The sequence below is a fragment of the Paracoccus sp. (in: a-proteobacteria) genome (assembly GCF_039808215.1).
In the GTDB taxonomy this organism is placed as follows: domain Bacteria; phylum Pseudomonadota; class Alphaproteobacteria; order Rhodobacterales; family Rhodobacteraceae; genus Paracoccus.
This window is the reverse complement of the sequence record NZ_JBDHSP010000011.1, coordinates 1-16261: the sequence shown is the minus strand read 5'-3', so window position 1 is coordinate 16261 and position 16261 is coordinate 1. Positions and strand designations below refer to the sequence as shown.

Here is a 16261-nt window from a genome sequence, read left to right as displayed (position 1 = left end):
GAACAATGCAGATGAAGAACGAACAGACGATCTGGGCCCGGGTCGATGACCATGCCGGGGACCTGTGTGGCCTTTCCGACCGCGTCTGGGGCATGCCCGAGGTCTGCTATACCGAATACCGCTCGGTGGCCGAACATACCGCCATGCTGCGTCAGAAGGGTTTCCGCGTCACCGAGAATGTCGCCGGCATCCCGACCGCGGTCATGGGCGAGGCGGGCACCTCCGGGCCGATCGTCGCCTTTCTGGGCGAATACGACGCGCTGCCCGGCCTGTCGCAGGAGGCGGGCGTGACCGAGCCGCGGCCGCTGCCCGGCAATGGCCAGGGCCATGGCTGCGGCCACAACCTGCTCGGCTCGGCCGCGCTGCTGGCGGCCTGTGCGCTGAAGGACTGGCTGGAGGAGACCGGCACCCCCGGCCGCGTGCGCTATTACGGCTGCCCGGCCGAGGAGGGCGGGGCTGCGAAATCCTTCATGGCGCGCGCCGGCGCCTTTGACGGCGTGGCTGCGGCGATCACCTGGCATCCGCATTGCTTCAACGAGGTCGCCCCGGCGCTGTCCTTGGCCAATACGCGCATGGACTTCGCCTTTGCCGGCCGTGCCAGCCATGCCGCCGCCAGCCCGCATCTGGGCCGCTCGGCGCTGGATGCGGCGCAGCTGATGTGCACCGGCGTGCAATATCTGCGCGAGCATGTGCCCCAGGAAAGCCGCATCCATTACGCTTATCTGGACGCGGGCGGCATCGCGCCGAACGTGGTGCAGGCGGCGGCGAAACTGCGCTTTGCCATCCGCTCGACCAGCCTTGCCGGCATGTTCGAGCTGAACGAGCGCGTCAAGCGCGTGGCGCGGGGCGCGGCGATGATGACCGACACGCAGGTGGACATCTCGATCATGAGCGCGGTGTCGAACCTTTTGGCGAACCCGCCGCTCGAGGCGGCGATGCGGGCGAATTTCGAACGCCTCGGCCCGCCGGTCTGGGACGATGCCGACCGCGACTTTGCCGCGCGCATCCAGGCGACGCTGGCGCCCGAGGACATCGAGAACGCCTATCGCGCCGTGGGCGTCACCCCGCGTGAGAACACGCCGCTGTGCGACTTCATCGTGCCCGCCGACGCACCGCGCGAGCCGATGATCGGCTCGACCGACGTGGGCGATGTCAGCTGGATCGTGCCCACGGTGCAGGCCCATGTCGCCACCATCGCCATCGGCACCCCCGGCCACAGCTGGCAGGTGACGGCGCAGGGCAAGATGCCGGCCGCGCACAAGTCGATCGCCTATGCCGCCAAGATCATGGCCGGTACGGCGCAGGACTGCCTGAGCGACCCCGCGATCCTGGCGCGCGCGCGCGCCGATCTGGACGCGCGGCTGGCGGCCTCGCCCTATGACTGCCCGATCCCGCCCGAGGTGCAGCCGCCGCTGCAGCCCCGCCCGGCGAACGCGCCCCGATAAAGACCAAGAACCAGACCAACACGGAGACCAGAGATGAACATCAGGACCAGACTTTTCGCGTCGCTCTCGACGCTGGCGGCCACGGCCATGCTGGGCGCGCTGCCGGCCGGCGCGGCCACGCCCACCGACGCCATGGTGGTGGCGTGGAACATCGACGCGATCTCGACCTTCGACCCGGCCCAGGTCGGCGAGGTGGTGACCATCGACCTGCTGGCCAACATGTGCGACCGGCTGATGGAATACGACCCCGCTGACGACAGCAAGCTGCTGCCAGGCCTGGCCGAAAGCCACGAGGTCTCGGCCGACGGCAAGACCATCACCTTCAAGATCCGCCCGGGCATGACCTTCCCCTCGGGCAACCCCGCCACGGCCAGGGACCTGGCCTGGTCGATGCAGCGGGTGGTCAAGCTGGGCCTGGGTGCCGCGGCGGCGCTGAACGAATACGGCTTTACAAAGGAAAACGTCGACCAGACGATCACCGCGCCCGACGACAGCACGCTGGTCCTGGCCTTTGACAAGCCCTATCCGACCTCGCTGGTCCTGCAGGCGATCGCCGCCTATCCGATCTCGGTGATGCTGGACGAAAAGACGCTGATGGCCAATGAGGTCGACGGCGACATGGGCAACAAGTATCTGGGCACCCATACCGAATGCGTCGGCCCCTACAAGCTGGTGCGCTGGAACCCCGGCGAGGTCGTGCTGATGGAGCGCAACGACGACTACTGGGGCGAGAAGCCGGCCTTCAAGACCATCCTCGTGCGCCATGTCGCCGAGGCGGCGACGCAGCGCCTGATGCTGGAAAGCGGCGACATCGACGTGGCGCGCGACCTGACGCCCGAGGATTTCGCCGCGGTCAGGAACAACCCCGAGCTTGCGGTGGCAACCACGCTGCGCCCGCAGCTGACCTATCTGGCGCTGAACAACGAATACGGCCCCTTCGCCAATCCCAAGGCGCGCCTGGCGCTGCGCTATCTGCTGGATTACGACGCCATGGCAGAGACCTTCCTGAAGGGTGTCGGCGTCATCCGGCAAAGCCCGATCCAGATGGGCGCCTTCGGGGCCCTGGACGAGGCCGCGGGCCGGCCCTTCAAGCTGGACATCGAAAAGGCCAAGGCGCTTCTGGCCGAGGCCGGCGTGGCCCCGGGCACCAAGATCCAGCTGGTGGTCGGCACCGGCGCCACCGCCATGCCCATCGCCCAGCATTTCCAGGAAAACGCGGCCAAGGCCGGGCTTGATGTCTCGGTCGAGCGCATGGCCAGCGCGCAGCTGTTCTCCAAGGTGCGGGCGCGCGAATTCCAGATGGCGGTGATGGGCTGGCAGACCACGGTGGCGGATGCCCATGGCATGGCCTCGCGCCAGATCTACAACCCCGACAACCGGCTCGAGGCCAAGCTGACGCAGCTGCCCAGCTGGCGCTCGGCCTATTTTTCCGAGGATTTCAACAAGCGCGTGATGGACGCGCTGCTGGAAACCGACCCCGCCAAGCGCGAGGCGCTGTATCACCAGATCCAGCTCGACCAGATGCAGGAGGGGCCGCAGGTCTTCATCTATCAGTCGCTGCTGAACGTTGCGCATCGCAAGGAAATCAAGAACTGGACCTTCAACGGCTTCCGCAGCTTCTACAACAAGGCGTCCAAGTGACGGCCATCCGCCATCCCGGCCGGGCGCGCGATCCGCGCCCGGCCCCCGCAAACGCAGGAGCGCGCCCATGAACACGGCTACGCAGACAAGACTGTGGACGCCCCGCCGCAAGCGGCAGTTGCGGCAGGCGATGGTGCTGGTGGTGTCGGTGGCGGTGACGCTGCTGGGGCTGCTGGCGCTGACCTTCTTCATCGGCCGGCTGCTGCCGCTGGACCCGGTGATCAAGATCGTCGGCGAGAACGCGCCGCAAGAGGCCTATGACCGCGTCTATGCCGCGCTCGGCCTTGACCAGCCGCTGTATGTGCAGTTCTGGACCTATCTCAAGAACGCCGTCACCTTCAACCTGGGCGACGCGCTGACCTCGGGCCGGCCGGTGACCGAGGACATCGCCCGCGTCTTTCCCGCCACGGTCGAACTGGCCACGGTCGCCATGGTCATCGGCACCGGGCTCGGCGTGCCGCTGGGGGTGATCTCGGCCATGTATGCCAACAGCTGGATCGACCACACGGTGCGCACCGTCTGCCTGATCGGCTATTCTGCGCCCAACTTCTGGCTGGGGTTGATGGGGCTGATGATCTTCTATGCCGGGCTTGGCTGGGTCGGCGGTCCGGGGCGCATCGACTTCATCTATGAATATGCCATCGAGCCGCGCACCGGATTCCTGCTGATCGACACGCTGCTGGCCGGCAATCTGGCGGCATTCGGCAATGCCGTCTCGCATATCGTGCTGCCGGCCGCGATCCTGGCCTTTGGCGCCATGACCTATATCAGCCGCATGACGCGCAGCTTCATGGCCGCGCAGCTGTCGCAGGAATACATCATCACCGCCCGCGTCAAGGGGCTCAGCTGGGGCCGCACCGTCTGGCGCCATGCCTTCCGCAATATCGCGGTGCAGGTGCTGACCGTGGTGGCGCTGGCCTATGCCTTTCTGCTGGAGGGTGCGGTGCTGACCGAAACGGTCTTTGCCTGGCCGGGATTCGGCCGCTACCTGACCACTGCGCTGATGTCGGGCGACATGAACGCCGTGGTCGGATGCACGCTGCTGGTCGGCATCATCTTTGTCACCATCAACCTGATCTGCGACGTGCTCTATCGCGTCCTCGATCCCAGAACCCGCTGAGAGGGGCCCGGATGTCTGACCAAACGACCGAAATCCGCACCGGCTGGCTCTCGGCGCCGATCCCGCAATCGGCGGCGCAGGCGCGGGCGCAGCAGGCCGTGTTCGGGCTGAAGCGCTTTGCCGCCAACCGCACGGCGCTGGCCGGCGCCGTCTTTTTGCTGGCGCTGGTCATCGTGGCGCTGCTGGCGCCGCTGATCGCGCCGCACGATCCCTTTGCGCAATCGCTGCAGATGCGCCTGCAGCCGCCCTCGGCCGCGCATTGGTTCGGCACGGACGAGTTGGGCCGCGATGTCCTTTCGCGGCTGATGTATGGGGCGCGCATCACGCTTTACATCGCCGCGCTGACGGCGGTGATCGTCGGCCCGGTGGGGCTGATCGTCGGCACCGTCTCGGGCTATTTCGGCGGCTGGCTGGATCTGGTGCTGATGCGCGTCGTCGACGTGTTCCTGGCCTTCCCGTCGCTGATCCTGGCGCTGGCCTTCGTCACCGCGCTGGGGCCGGGGATCGAGAACGCGGTCATCGCGCTGTCGCTCTCGGCCTGGCCGCCGATCGCGCGGCTGGCCCGCGCCGAGACGCTGAGCATCCGCAAGTCGGACTATGTCTCGGCCATGCGCATGCAGGGCGCGTCGCATCTGCGCATCATCTGGTCCGACGTGGTCCCGATGTGCCTGCCCTCGGTGGTGGTGCGCCTGACACTGAACCTGGCCATCGTGATCCTGACCGCCGCGGGCCTGGGCTTTCTGGGTCTTGGCGCGCAGCCGCCCAGCCCGGAATGGGGCGCGATGCTGTCCACCGGCCGCGAATTCATGATGAACGCCTGGTGGGCCGCGACCATCCCCGGTCTTGCCATCCTGCTGACCAGCCTTGCCGTCAACCTTGCGGGCGATGGCCTGCGCGATGTTCTGGATCCGCGCCATGACTGAGACCATGACCACGCCTCTGCTTGAGGTCGAGAACCTGCGCATCCGCTTTGGCGGCAACCGCACCGGACGCGACGCGGTGCGCGGCGTGTCCTTCAGCGTCGGCCGCGAAAAGCTGGGCATCGTCGGCGAATCCGGCTCGGGCAAGTCGCAGACCGGGCGGGCGCTGCTGAAGCTGACGCCGCGCTCGGCCACGATCAGCGCCGACCGCATGGCCTTCCGCGGCGAGGATCTGCTGGGCGCCAGCGAAAAGCGCATGCGCGAGATCCGCGGCCAGAAGATCTCGATGATCCTGCAGGACCCGAAATTCTCGCTCAACCCCTTGATGCATGTGGGCGAGCAGATCGTCGAGGCCTTCCAGGTCCACCACCGGGCGGACCGCGCCACGGCCCGCAAGCGCGCCATCGAGATGCTGGAATCGGTGCATATCCGCGACCCCGAGCGCGTCTTTGGCCTATACCCGCACGAGGTCTCGGGCGGCATGGGCCAGCGCATCATGATCGCGATGATGCTGATCCCCGAGCCCGACATCATCATCGCCGACGAGCCGACCTCGGCCCTGGACGTGACCGTGCGCCGGCAGGTGCTGTCGGTGCTGGACGAACTGGTCGAGGCGCGCGGCACCGGGCTGATCCTGATCAGCCACGACCTGAACCTGGTGGCCAGCTTTTGCGACCGCATCCTGGTCATGTATGCCGGCCGCGTGCTTGAGGAGATCGCGGCGAAGGACCTGCGCAACGCCCGCCATCCCTATACGCGCGCGCTTCTGGACAGCCTGCCGCGCCTTGACCGCGAAACCGAGGTCCTGCGCGTGCCGCAGCGCGAGGACAGCTGGCTGGATGGTCCCGTCTTCCGTCCCGAGGGGGTGAAATGAGCTATCTGATCGAGACCCGCGACCTCGACATCGCTTTTGGCGAAGACGAGACGCGCCACCGCGTCGTCAAGAACGTGGCCTTCGGCATCGAGCCGGGGGCCTGCTACGGGCTGATCGGCGAATCCGGCTGCGGCAAGTCCACGGTGCTGCGCGCCATCGCCGGGCTGAACCCCGATTATCAAGGCCAGGTGCTGCTGGACGGCGAGGTGCAGGATCCGCGCCGGCGCGGGGCGAATTTCCTGCGCCGGGTGCAGATGGTGTTCCAGGACCCCTATGCCAGCCTGCATCCGCGCAAGATCGTCGAGAAGGTGCTGCGCGAGCCCTTGCAGATCCACGGGTTCGACCGCCCGAGCGAGCGCATCGACGCGGTGCTGACCCAGGTCGGGCTGGGGCCGGCCTTTCGCTATCGCTATCCGCACGAATTGTCGGGCGGCCAGCGCCAGCGCGTCGCCATCGCGCGGGCGTTGATCATGGAGCCCGAGGTGCTGCTGCTGGATGAGCCGACCTCGGCGCTGGATGTCTCGGTGCAGGCCGAGATCCTGAACCTGCTGCGGCAGGTGCAGCGCGAACGCGGGCTGACCTATCTGCTGGTCTCGCATGACATGGCGGTGATCGCCCATGTCTGCCAGCGCATCGGCATGATGCAGCACGGCCGCATCATCGAGGAGATGACCGCCGCCGACGTGCGCCAGGGCCGCGCGCGCGAGGAATACACCCGCGAGTTCCTCGAGGCGAGCGCAAGCTTTGCCGCAGCGCTGGAGGGCTAGATCGCGGCCGGGGCCGCGCCCGCGGCCCTAGCCCGAGGGCAGCGCCCGGCGCCGGACCTGGTGGCTGGCGCTGACGCTTGACCAGAAGCGCTGCGCATATCGGCCCATGTTGTGCGAGCGATAGAGCCGGATCTCGATGTTGACGCTGTGCTGCGGCCCGCCCGCCAGCACCAGCGTGCCGTCCTGCAGGTCGGGCCCGATCTGGATGCCCGGCAGCCAGCTCATGCCATGCCCCTGCCGCACCATGGAATAAAGCACCGCCGCCATGGAGTTTTCGCGCACCTTGTGCAGCCAGGGCCCGACCTCGGCCATCAATTCCGCCAGCGCCTGCTGCATGAAGCTGCCCTTGCTGTAGGCGCAATAGTTCACCGGACCCGGCCCCTGCAACAGCCAGCGCGGGCGACCGCTGTCGTCAGGCGCCGAGACCGGATAGGCGGTGTCCATGCCCAGCACGACATAGCGGTGGTGGCGCAGCGCATGCAGGTCGGCCACATTCTCGCTGCCGAAGGTCAGCAGGAAATCCGCATGCCCGTGCAGGAACAGCCGCAGGTTCGCGGCGAAGACCGGCTCGGTGTTCAGCAGGTTCACCCGCCAGTGTTCGTCCTGCTGCTGCTGCGACAGCCAGCCGGGGAAAAAATTCATCGCCAGCGAGCTGAGCGAGATCAGGGTGCATTGCTCGTTGCGGCGCTGGCTTTCGGGGTGGCCGAGGGCATGGATGCGCTGCATCTGCTCCAGCACGTCCTGGGCCAGCGGCAGCAGGTTCTCGCCGGTCTCGGTCAGGGCGACGGGGTGGATGGCGCGGTCGAACAGCGGCGCGCCGACAAAGGTCTCAAGCTGGGCGATGCGGCGCGACAGCGTCGATTGCGACATGCCGCGCGCCCGCGCCGTCGTGGAAAAGTTCCGGCTTTGCGCCAGGCTCAGAAAGTCGTTGAACAGGTCCGTATCGATCACGGGCGCACCCATTGCCGCCGTCCGGGCGGCTGGCCGCACCCGCCCCCATCCCTCACAGATGGCCCCTGAGGCGCTCGCGGTCAATGCGCAACCTTGTCGCGCATGACAATGGCGCCACCGGGGCCGGTTCCGCGAAACCTTGCGCAAGCCCTTGACGGCGTTCGCGGAGTTGCGGCAGGAAGGTAGCCAAGCGATCACGGCCCCACGCGATCACGGCCCATGGCCGGACCCGTCCGGCGGCCGCGATCTGGCGCCCGGGCTGCCATGCCGGGCAGAACGGGGGAGAGATGCCTTTCACCATCGCCATCGACGGGCCCGCGGCCTCGGGCAAGGGCACGATCGCGCGCGCGCTTGCGCGGCATTTCGGCTTTGCCCATCTGGATACCGGGCTGCTTTACCGGGCGGTGGGCGCCATGGGCGGGGACCCGGTCGCAGCCGCCCGCGCGCTGGCTGCCGCGGATCTGGGGCGCGACGATCTGCGCAGCGCCGAGGCCGGCCAGGCCGCCAGCCGCGTGGCCGTCATCCCCGAGGTGCGCGCCGCGCTCGTGGATTTCCAGCGCCGCTTTGCCCGCGGCGAGCCGGGCGCGGTGCTGGACGGGCGCGACATCGGCACGGTGATCTGCCCCGAGGCGGAGGTAAAGCTTTACGTCACCGCCAGCGACACGGTGCGCGCCCGCCGGCGGGCGCTGGAACTGGGCGCGGACGAGGCGCAGATGCTGCGCGAACTGCGCGAGCGCGATGCGCGCGACGCGGCGCGCGACGTGGCACCGATGCGCCCGGCCGGGGACGCGCTGCTGCTTGACACCAGCGAGATGACCATTGACGAGGCGGTGGCGCTGGCCATCGCCTGCGCCACCAGGGCAGGAGCATGAGATGACCCTTGCATTGACCGATCTGGCGGTTCCGGTGATCCAGGCGCCGATGGCCGGCATCGCCACGCCCGCTCTGGCGGCCGAGGTCAGCCGCGCCGGCGGGCTGGGCTCGCTGGGGCTGGGATCGTCACCGGCGGCGAAGGCGGCCGAGATGCTGGCCGAGACGCAGGCGCGGCTCGGATCGAACCGCTACGGCGTCAACCTGTTCTGCCACCGCCCGCCGCAGGCGGATGCGCGGCGCGAGGCGGGCTGGCTTGACTTCCTCGCCCCGGAGTTCCGCCGTCTTGGCGCCGAGCCGCCGGCGCGGCTGCATGAGGTCAACCGCAGCTTCCTGATCGACGACGAGATGCTGCGCGTGGTGCTGGCGGCGCGGCCGGCGCTGATCAGCTTTCACTTCGGCCTGCCGCAGCCCGAGCGTATCGCGGCGCTGCGCGCAAGCGGCGCGCTGCTGGCCGCCACCGCCACCTCGCGCGCCGAGGCCGAAGCGATCCGCGCCGCCGGGCTGGACGCCATCGTGGCCCAGGGGTTCGAGGCTGGGGGGCACCGCGGCATCTTCGACCCCGAGGCCGCGGACGGCTGCCTGCCGACGCTGGATCTGGTCGCGGCGCTGAAGGACATCGGCCTGCCGCTGGTGGCGGCGGGCGGCATCATGGACGGGCGCGACGCGGCGCGGCAGTTGCAGGCGGGGGCGCAGGCGGTGCAGATGGGCACGGCCTTTGTCGCCTGCCCGGAATCCGCTGCCAGCGCGCTTTACCGCTCGCGCCTGGCCGAGGGGCGCACGGTGATGACACGGGCGATCTCGGGCCGACCGGCACGGGCGCTGGAAAACCGCCTGATCGCGCTGGCGCACCGCCCCGAGGCGCCCGCGCTGCCCGATTATCCCATCCCCTATGACGCCAGCAAACAGCTGCACGCGCTGGCGCAGGGGGCGGATTTCGCCCCGCACTGGGCCGGCACCGGCGCCGCCCGGGCGCGTTTCATGCCGGCCGCGCGGCTGGTGGCGCTGCTGTCCGAGGAAATCGCCCGGCAGGGGCGGGGGCAGGGCGCCTGACGCTTGCCAGACGGGCGGATGCGGGCTATATCGCGCGCGTCGGGACAAGCGACGGGGCCAGAACAGGCCGCTTCATCACAGGGTCGGGCCCATGCCGCGGCCCTGTGCCTTTATCCCGGTGGCTACAAAAAGACCGGCGGAGCCAACCGCAAGGCCAGAAAACCATGCAAAGGAAACTGGATTTATATGTGCGCTAAAGCGACCATGGAGGAATTCGAGGCCCTCCTGAACGAAAGCCTCGCCATCGACACGCCCGACGAGGGCTCGGTGGTCAAGGGCAAGGTCATCGCCATCGAGGCGGGCCAGGCCATCATCGATGTCGGCTACAAGATGGAAGGCCGCGTCGATCTGAAGGAATTCGCAAATCCCGGCGAGGCCCCGTCGATCGCCGTCGGCGATGAGGTCGAGGTCTATCTCGACCGCGTCGAGAACGCCCGCGGCGAGGCCAGCATCTCGCGCGAGAAGGCCCGCCGCGAGGAAGCTTGGGACCGTCTGGAAAAAGCCTATGCCGCCGAAGAGCGCGTCGAAGGCGCCATCTTTGGCCGCGTCAAGGGCGGCTTCACCGTCGATCTGGGCGGCGCTGTTGCCTTCCTGCCGGGCAGCCAGGTCGATGTGCGCCCGGTGCGCGATGCAGGCCCGCTGATGGGTCTCAAGCAGCCATTCCAGATCCTGAAGATGGACCGCCGCCGCGGCAACATCGTCGTCTCGCGCCGCGCCATCCTGGAAGAAAGCCGCGCCGAACAGCGCGCCGAGGTCATCGCCAACCTGACCGAGGGCCAGACCGTCGAGGGCGTGGTCAAGAACATCACCGAATACGGTGCCTTCGTTGACCTGGGCGGCGTTGACGGCCTGCTGCACGTCACCGACATGGCCTGGCGCCGCGTCAACCACCCGTCCGAGATCCTGTCGATCGGCGAGACCGTCAAGGTCCAGGTCGTCAAGATCAACAAGGACACCCACCGCATCAGCCTGGGCATGAAACAGCTGCAGGCCGATCCGTGGGATACCGTGGGCAACAAGTTCCCGATCGGCTCGGTTCATGCCGGCCGCGTGACCAACATCACCGATTACGGCGCCTTCGTCGAACTGGAGGCCGGTGTCGAGGGTCTGGTCCACGTCTCGGAAATGTCCTGGACCAAGAAGAACGTCCACCCCGGCAAGATCGTCTCGACCTCGCAGGAGGTTGACGTGATGGTGCTGGAGATCGACGAGCAGAAGCGCCGGGTGTCGCTGGGTCTCAAGCAGACCATGCGCAACCCGTGGGAAGTCTTTGCCGAAACCCACCCGGTCGGCACCGTCATCGAGGGCGAAGTCAAGAACATCACCGAATTCGGTCTGTTCGTCGGCCTCGAGGGCGACATCGACGGCATGGTGCACCTGTCGGACATCTCGTGGGATACCCGCGGCGAGGAGGCCATCCAGGACTTCCGCAAGGGCGACGTGGTGAAAGCCGTGGTCCAGGAGGTCGACACCGACAAGGAGCGCATCTCGCTCTCGATCAAGGCGCTGGAAAACGACGCCATGGCCGAGGCGGTCGAAGGCGTCAAGCGCGGCTCGGTCATCACCGTCACCGTGACGGCGATCGAGGATGGCGGCATCGAGGTCGAATACAACGGCATGAAGTCCTTCATCCGCCGTTCGGACCTGGCCCGCGACCGTCAGGACCAGCGCCCCGAGCGCTTCCAGACCGGCGACCATGTCGATGTCCGCGTCACCAACATCGACACCAAGACCCGCCGTCTGGGCCTGTCGATCAAGGCTCGCGAGATCGCCGAGGAAAAGGAAGCCGTCGAACAATATGGCAGCTCGGATTCGGGTGCCTCGCTGGGCGACATCCTGGGCGCCGCGCTGAAGAACAAGGGCTGATCCGCCGCGGATTGGCAGAATTGCGCCCCCGGATTTCCGGGGGCGTTTTTTCATTGCGGATTCCGGCCTTTGGAAGGTAAACTGTTGATAAACACGGCAACCCGGCTGCCGGTGCGGCGTGTGACGCTTTCTTGCCCGGCGCCGGGCAGCGGGAGCGGACGTTGACCCATCAGATTCAGGAAACGCAATGATCCGATCCGAACTGATCCAGAAGATCGCCGAAGACAATCCGCACCTGTTCCAGCGCGACGTCGAGCGGATCGTGAACACCGTCTTCGAGGAGATCATCGAGGCGATGGCCCGCGGCGACCGGGTCGAGCTGCGCGGCTTCGGCGCCTTCTCGGTCAAGAAGCGCGATGCCCGCCAGGGCCGCAACCCGCGCACCGGCGAAACCGTCAGCGTGGACGAAAAGCACGTTCCCTTCTTCAAGACCGGAAAACTGTTGCGCGAACGGTTGAACGGCGCCGCCGAATAGGCCAGATTGCCGACAGCAAATCCAGGCGGGGTAGGGAATGCGTGCGATCCGGGTGTTGTTCATTGCCATTCTGGCGGCCATTCTGATTCTGTTGGCCTCGGCTAACCGCGAGATGGTGACCGTCAACCTGCTGCCGGAAGGCATGGCGCCCTTTGCCGGCGGCCAGTGGTCGATGACCATGCCGGCCTTCATGGCACTGTTCCTGGCCATGGTCTTTGGCATGCTCGTGGGGCTGATCTGGGAATGGCTGCGGGAATCGCGGCTGCGCGCCGAATCCGGTCGCCGCGCGCATGAGCTGCAGGTGCTGCAGCGCGAGGTGGGCGATCTGCGCCGCACCCATGCCGCCCCGCAAGACGAGGTGCTGGCCATCCTCGACGAGGCCAAGGCCAGGAAACCCGAGACCGCCTCCGGCACGACAAACCTGCCCGCAAAACGCTAGACGATGCCGGTTTCCGTCAAGATCTGCGGCCTGACCGAGCCGCTGGGCCTGGCCGCGGCCGTCGATGCCGGGGCGCGCTACCTCGGCTTCGTCTTTTTCGCGAAATCCCCCCGGCATGTGGCGCCGGCCACAGCGGCGGCGCTGGCGGCCGAGGTGCCCGCCGGCGTGGCCCGGACCGGCCTGTTCGTCGATCCCGACGATGCGGCGCTGGACGCGGTGCTGGCCACGGTGCCGCTTGACCTGATCCAGTTGCACGGCAGCGAAAGCCCGGCCCGCGTGGCCGAGGTCAAGGCGCGCACCGGCCTGCCGGTGATGAAGGCTGTGGGTGTGGCCCAGCCGCAGGACCTGGGGGCGCTGTGGGATTACGGCCTGGTCGCCGACATGCTGCTGATCGACGCCAAACCGGCCCCGGACGCGGCGCTGCCCGGCGGCAACGGCCTGGCCTTTGACTGGCGGCTGCTGGTCGGGCGCCAGATCATCAAGCCCTGGCTGCTTGCCGGCGGGCTGACCCCGGAAAATGTGCATGAGGCGATCCGGCTGACGCGCGCCCCGGGGGTCGATGTCTCGTCGGGGGTGGAAAGCGCGCCGGGCAGCAAGGACCCCGAGCGCATCCGCCGCTTCATCGCCCGCGCCACGGCGCCGATCCTCTAGAGCGTGCCGCGCCTGCCCGGCTTTACCCCCATGCCCATCGCCTGTAAGAAATCCCCCTGACGGGGTCCTTGCATTTCCAGATACCCGCCAGAACCGCACCCGGAGGAGAGCCATGGCCGAAGACCTCATCAACAGCTTCATGACCGGCCCGGACGAACAGGGCCGCTTCGGCATCTTCGGCGGCCGTTTCGTCAGCGAAACCCTGATGCCGCTGATCCTCGACCTCGAGGCCGAATACGGCCGCGCCAAGGACGACCCGGATTTCTGGGCGGAAATGGACGATCTCTGGCGCCATTACGTCGGCCGGCCCAGCCCGCTGTATTTCGCCCCGCGCCTGACCGAGGAACTGGGCGGCGCAAGGATCTACCTCAAGCGCGAGGAACTGAACCACACCGGCAGCCACAAGATCAACAACGTGCTGGGCCAGATCCTGCTGGCGCGCCGCATGGGCAAGAGCCGCATCATCGCCGAGACCGGCGCCGGCCAGCATGGCGTGGCAACCGCCACCGTCTGCGCCCGCTTCGGGTTGAAATGCGTGGTCTACATGGGCGCCCATGACGTGGAACGCCAGGCCCCGAACGTGTTTCGCATGCGGCTCTTGGGCGCCGAGGTGGTGCCGGTGACCTCGGGACGCGGCACGCTCAAGGATGCGATGAACGACGCGCTGCGCGACTGGGTGACCAATGTGCGCGACACCTTCTATTGCATCGGCACGGTCGCCGGCCCGCATCCCTATCCGGCCATGGTGCGCGATTTTCAATGCATCATCGGCCGCGAGACCCGCCGGCAACTGGCCGAGCAGGAGGGCGAGGGTCGCCTGCCCGACAGCGTGATCGCGGCGATCGGCGGCGGCTCGAACGCCATGGGCCTGTTCCATCCCTTCCTCGACGACGCTTCGGTGCGCATCATCGGCGTCGAGGCCGGCGGCCTGGGCGTCGATGAACGCATGCAGCATTGCGCCAGCCTGACCGGCGGCCGTCCGGGTGTGCTGCACGGCAACCGCACCTATCTTTTGCAGGACGCCGAGGGCCAGATCCTGGAGGGGCATTCGATCAGCGCGGGGCTGGACTATCCCGGCATCGGACCGGAACACGCCTGGCTCAAGGAGCAAGGGCGCGCGGAATATGTCAGCGTCACCGATGACGAGGCGCTGGCGGCCTTCCAGACGCTCTGCCGGCTCGAGGGCATCATCCCGGCGCTGGAGCCCAGCCACGCGCTGGCCCATGTCATCAAGATCGCCCCGGACCTGCCCAGGGACCACATCATGGTGGTGAACCTCTCGGGGCGCGGCGACAAGGACATCTTCACCGTGGCCAAACATCTCGGAACCGAGATCCAGACCTGATCCGGTTTCACATCCCCGTGCCTGCGGAAACCCCCGGCCGGGCCGGGGGTTTATGCCCTGTTGCAGCAGATGGAGGCAGCCATGCTGAGCAGAGCTTTCAGATCGGCCGGAATCGTCGTCAGGACCGGGGCGCTGGCCCTGGTGCTTGCCGGCGCCGGAATGGCGCAAGCCGCCGCACCGATGGCGGATGAGGCCATCGTCGAGCAGCTGACCCAGGCCGGCATGACGGATGTCGTCGTCACCCATGCCGGCGACAAGATCAATGTCGTGGGCACGCTCGATGGCAAGGGCGCGGAACTGGTCTATGACGCCGCGACCGGCAATCTTGTGACCTTCAACGGCGACTCGCCCTCGGTGGATGCGCATGTCGCCTTCATGAATCTGGGCAAGGCGCCCGAGGTGTCGCCGAAGGACTGATCTGCGCGGGCGCGGCAGCGCGCGCCAGGGGCCGGCACCGCAGGGCGCCGGCCCTGTCATACGGGCGTCAGGGCCGGCCGCGCGCCTCGGTCACCAGTTCCGCCAGATCGGCGCGACTCAGATAGCCAAAGATCGCCCGGTCGCCGGCGACAAAGCTGGGGGTGCCGACCAGGCCGATGTCATCGGCAAGCGCCAGCGAGGTCTCGATCCTTGCGGTGATCTCCGGAGATTCCATGTCGCGTTCGATCCGCGCCATGTCGAGGCCCATCTCACGCGCAACCCGCAGCGCCGAGGCCTTGGCCGCCTTGCCGCGCATGGCCATCATCTTGCGGTGGAATTCCGGGTAGCGGCCCTGGTTGCGCACCGCCAGCGCCACCTTCGCCGCCTCGCGCGAGCCTTCGCCAAAGATCGGGATCTCATGCACCACCACCTTCAGCGCCGGGTCGGATTCGATCAGCGCCGTCACCTCGGGTGCGGTCTTGCGGCAGAAACCGCAATTGTAGTCCGAGAACTCGACCAGCACCGCATCGCCTTGCGCATGGCCCATCACCGGCAGGTCTGGCGCGTCGAAAACCGCGCGCTTGATCGCCGCCACCTCGGCGGGATCGCTGGCGCGCGCCGGCGCGGGCAGTATCGGCAGGGCGCCGATCAGCGCGGCGGCAAGCAGGGCAAGGACAGGGCGCATGGAATTCTCCGGGATCCGTTCCCATCTGAAAGCCATTGCGCGCCGCCGCGGTCAAGCGCCGGGCCATGACATTTGCGTGGGGAAAGATCATGCAGAGCGAATTGTTCGGCACCGGACCGGACGAGCCCATAGCCAAGGGCGCGCTGATCCTGCGCGGCTTCGCCCTTGACCCGCAGCTTGCCGCCGCGATCGCCGGCATTGCCGCGGCGGCGCCGTTCCGGCGCATGGCGACCCCGGGCGGGCGGCTGATCGGGGTCGAGATGACGAATTGCGGCGCGCTTGGCTGGGTCAGCGACCGGCGCGGCTATCGCTATACGCCGCGCGATCCGCTGACGGACCGACCCTGGCCCGGGATGCCCGCCGCCTTCGCCCGTCTGGCGCAGGATGCGGCGGCGCGCGCGGGTTTTGCCGGTTTTCAGCCCGATGCCTGCCTGATCAACCGCTATCATCCCGGCACCGGCATGGGGCTGCATCAGGACCGGGACGAGGCGGACCTGACCCAGCCCATCGTCTCGGTGTCGCTGGGCCTGCCCGCGACCTTCCGCTTCGGCGGCGCGGCGCGCGGCGACGGGGTGGCGAAATACCCGCTGCAGCATGGCGATGTGGTGGTCTGGGGCGGGCCCTCGCGGCTGAACTGGCACGGCATCCTGCCGCTGCGCCCGGGCCTCCCAAGTTCGACAGCAAAACTGATAAGCGATTGATATTGCTGTCACGAAATTGCGGATTTGCCACAACGTGAGGG

The 16261-nt window shown here is 67.8% G+C and carries 17 protein-coding genes; 15 read left to right on the top strand and 2 right to left on the bottom strand.

Annotated features, from left to right (window positions below; genetic code table 11):
* Window positions 1-11: 11 nt before the first annotated feature.
* The 6 genes from WMK75_RS06010 to WMK75_RS05985 all read left to right on the top strand — a co-directional run bounded on the left by WMK75_RS06010 (window position 12) and on the right by WMK75_RS05985 (window position 6767).
* Entirely contained in the window at window positions 12-1445 is a 1434-nt protein-coding gene (locus tag WMK75_RS06010) for a M20 family metallopeptidase (protein WP_347266759.1), read from the top strand.
* A 33-nt stretch (window positions 1446-1478) separates the two neighbouring features.
* Entirely contained in the window at window positions 1479-3086 is a 1608-nt protein-coding gene (locus WMK75_RS06005) for an ABC transporter substrate-binding protein (protein ID WP_347266758.1), read from the top strand.
* Between the two features lie 67 nt (window positions 3087-3153).
* On the top strand, window positions 3154-4206 hold the full coding sequence (locus WMK75_RS06000) for an ABC transporter permease (RefSeq protein ID WP_347266757.1): 1053 nt from the start codon (window positions 3154-3156) through the stop codon (window positions 4204-4206).
* Window positions 4207-4217: 11 nt separating this feature from the next.
* Complete coding sequence (gene nikC / locus WMK75_RS05995) at window positions 4218-5129, top strand: nickel transporter permease (protein ID WP_347266756.1); 912 nt, start codon at window positions 4218-4220, stop codon at window positions 5127-5129.
* The gene (locus WMK75_RS05990) at window positions 5122-6000 is read left to right on the top strand and encodes an ABC transporter ATP-binding protein (RefSeq protein WP_347266755.1); all 879 of its coding nucleotides are present in this window, start codon (window positions 5122-5124) and stop codon (window positions 5998-6000) included. The genes nikC and WMK75_RS05990 overlap by 8 nt, the downstream gene beginning before the upstream one ends.
* Window positions 5997-6767, top strand: a complete 771-nt coding sequence (locus WMK75_RS05985; RefSeq protein WP_347266754.1) for an ABC transporter ATP-binding protein — start codon at window positions 5997-5999, stop codon at window positions 6765-6767. The genes WMK75_RS05990 and WMK75_RS05985 overlap by 4 nt, the downstream gene beginning before the upstream one ends.
* Before the next feature lie 27 nt (window positions 6768-6794).
* Here the strand turns inward: WMK75_RS05985 and WMK75_RS05980 are convergent, their stop codons facing one another.
* Complete coding sequence (locus tag WMK75_RS05980; protein WP_347266753.1) at window positions 6795-7718, bottom strand: LysR family transcriptional regulator; 924 nt, start codon at window positions 7716-7718, stop codon at window positions 6795-6797.
* Window positions 7719-8005: 287 nt separating this feature from the next.
* On the opposite strand from WMK75_RS05980, the gene WMK75_RS05975 reads away from it, so the two are divergent.
* The 8 genes from WMK75_RS05975 (at window position 8006) to WMK75_RS05940 (ending at window position 14834) form a co-directional block, all read left to right on the top strand.
* Entirely contained in the window at window positions 8006-8590 is a 585-nt protein-coding gene (locus tag WMK75_RS05975; protein ID WP_347266752.1) for a d(CMP) kinase, read from the top strand.
* A 1-nt stretch (window position 8591) separates the two neighbouring features.
* Window positions 8592-9641: a nitronate monooxygenase gene (locus WMK75_RS05970; RefSeq protein ID WP_347266751.1), complete on the top strand. Its 1050-nt coding sequence runs from the start codon at window positions 8592-8594 to the stop codon at window positions 9639-9641.
* A gap of 186 nt (window positions 9642-9827) precedes the next feature.
* Window positions 9828-11507, top strand: a complete 1680-nt coding sequence (gene rpsA, locus WMK75_RS05965; RefSeq protein WP_347266750.1) for a 30S ribosomal protein S1 — start codon at window positions 9828-9830, stop codon at window positions 11505-11507.
* Window positions 11508-11694: 187 nt separating this feature from the next.
* Window positions 11695-11982, top strand: coding sequence for an integration host factor subunit beta (ihfB, locus tag WMK75_RS05960; RefSeq protein WP_347266749.1), 288 nt, complete (start codon window positions 11695-11697; stop codon window positions 11980-11982).
* Window positions 11983-12019: 37 nt separating this feature from the next.
* On the top strand, window positions 12020-12421 hold the full coding sequence (locus WMK75_RS05955; RefSeq protein ID WP_347266748.1) for a LapA family protein: 402 nt from the start codon (window positions 12020-12022) through the stop codon (window positions 12419-12421).
* 3 nt (window positions 12422-12424) lie between these two features.
* Window positions 12425-13072 carry a phosphoribosylanthranilate isomerase gene (locus WMK75_RS05950; protein ID WP_347266747.1) on the top strand — a complete coding sequence of 216 codons (648 nt, stop codon included), beginning with the start codon at window positions 12425-12427 and terminating at the stop codon, window positions 13070-13072.
* 112 nt (window positions 13073-13184) lie between these two features.
* On the top strand, window positions 13185-14417 hold the full coding sequence (gene trpB / locus WMK75_RS05945) for a tryptophan synthase subunit beta (protein ID WP_347266746.1): 1233 nt from the start codon (window positions 13185-13187) through the stop codon (window positions 14415-14417).
* 81 nt (window positions 14418-14498) lie between these two features.
* A complete protein-coding gene (locus tag WMK75_RS05940; RefSeq protein ID WP_347266745.1) occupies window positions 14499-14834 on the top strand; it encodes a hypothetical protein in 336 nt (111 codons plus the stop codon).
* Window positions 14835-14901: 67 nt separating this feature from the next.
* Here the strand turns inward: WMK75_RS05940 and WMK75_RS05935 are convergent, their stop codons facing one another.
* Window positions 14902-15519 (bottom strand): DsbA family protein, encoded by a 618-nt coding sequence (locus tag WMK75_RS05935; RefSeq protein ID WP_347266744.1) that lies wholly within the window; start codon window positions 15517-15519, stop codon window positions 14902-14904.
* Between the two features lie 89 nt (window positions 15520-15608).
* Here WMK75_RS05935 and alkB point away from each other — a divergent pair, with 89 nt between their 5' ends.
* Complete coding sequence (gene alkB / locus WMK75_RS05930; protein WP_347266743.1) at window positions 15609-16220, top strand: DNA oxidative demethylase AlkB; 612 nt, start codon at window positions 15609-15611, stop codon at window positions 16218-16220.
* Window positions 16221-16261: the final 41 nt, after the last annotated feature.

What these genes read in the sequence shown, in the direction of transcription:
- WMK75_RS06000 (WP_347266757.1), top strand. Translation starts at nt 3,154, where the DNA reads ATGAACACGGCTACGCAGACAAGACTGTGGACGCCCCGCCGCAAGCGG.
- WMK75_RS05990 (WP_347266755.1), top strand. Translation starts at nt 5,122, where the DNA reads ATGACTGAGACCATGACCACGCCTCTGCTTGAGGTCGAGAACCTGCGC.
- alkB (WP_347266743.1), top strand. Translation starts at nt 15,609, where the DNA reads ATGCAGAGCGAATTGTTCGGCACCGGACCGGACGAGCCCATAGCCAAG.
- WMK75_RS05970 (WP_347266751.1), top strand. Translation starts at nt 8,592, where the DNA reads ATGACCCTTGCATTGACCGATCTGGCGGTTCCGGTGATCCAGGCGCCG.
- WMK75_RS05935 (WP_347266744.1), bottom strand. Translation starts at nt 15,519, where the DNA reads ATGCGCCCTGTCCTTGCCCTGCTTGCCGCCGCGCTGATCGGCGCCCTG.
- WMK75_RS05940 (WP_347266745.1), top strand. Translation starts at nt 14,499, where the DNA reads ATGCTGAGCAGAGCTTTCAGATCGGCCGGAATCGTCGTCAGGACCGGG.
- trpB (WP_347266746.1), top strand. Translation starts at nt 13,185, where the DNA reads ATGGCCGAAGACCTCATCAACAGCTTCATGACCGGCCCGGACGAACAG.
- WMK75_RS06005 (WP_347266758.1), top strand. Translation starts at nt 1,479, where the DNA reads ATGAACATCAGGACCAGACTTTTCGCGTCGCTCTCGACGCTGGCGGCC.
- WMK75_RS05975 (WP_347266752.1), top strand. Translation starts at nt 8,006, where the DNA reads ATGCCTTTCACCATCGCCATCGACGGGCCCGCGGCCTCGGGCAAGGGC.
- rpsA (WP_347266750.1), top strand. Translation starts at nt 9,828, where the DNA reads ATGTGCGCTAAAGCGACCATGGAGGAATTCGAGGCCCTCCTGAACGAA.
- ihfB (WP_347266749.1), top strand. Translation starts at nt 11,695, where the DNA reads ATGATCCGATCCGAACTGATCCAGAAGATCGCCGAAGACAATCCGCAC.
- WMK75_RS05985 (WP_347266754.1), top strand. Translation starts at nt 5,997, where the DNA reads ATGAGCTATCTGATCGAGACCCGCGACCTCGACATCGCTTTTGGCGAA.
- nikC (WP_347266756.1), top strand. Translation starts at nt 4,218, where the DNA reads ATGTCTGACCAAACGACCGAAATCCGCACCGGCTGGCTCTCGGCGCCG.
- WMK75_RS05955 (WP_347266748.1), top strand. Translation starts at nt 12,020, where the DNA reads ATGCGTGCGATCCGGGTGTTGTTCATTGCCATTCTGGCGGCCATTCTG.
- WMK75_RS05950 (WP_347266747.1), top strand. Translation starts at nt 12,425, where the DNA reads ATGCCGGTTTCCGTCAAGATCTGCGGCCTGACCGAGCCGCTGGGCCTG.
- WMK75_RS06010 (WP_347266759.1), top strand. Translation starts at nt 12, where the DNA reads ATGAAGAACGAACAGACGATCTGGGCCCGGGTCGATGACCATGCCGGG.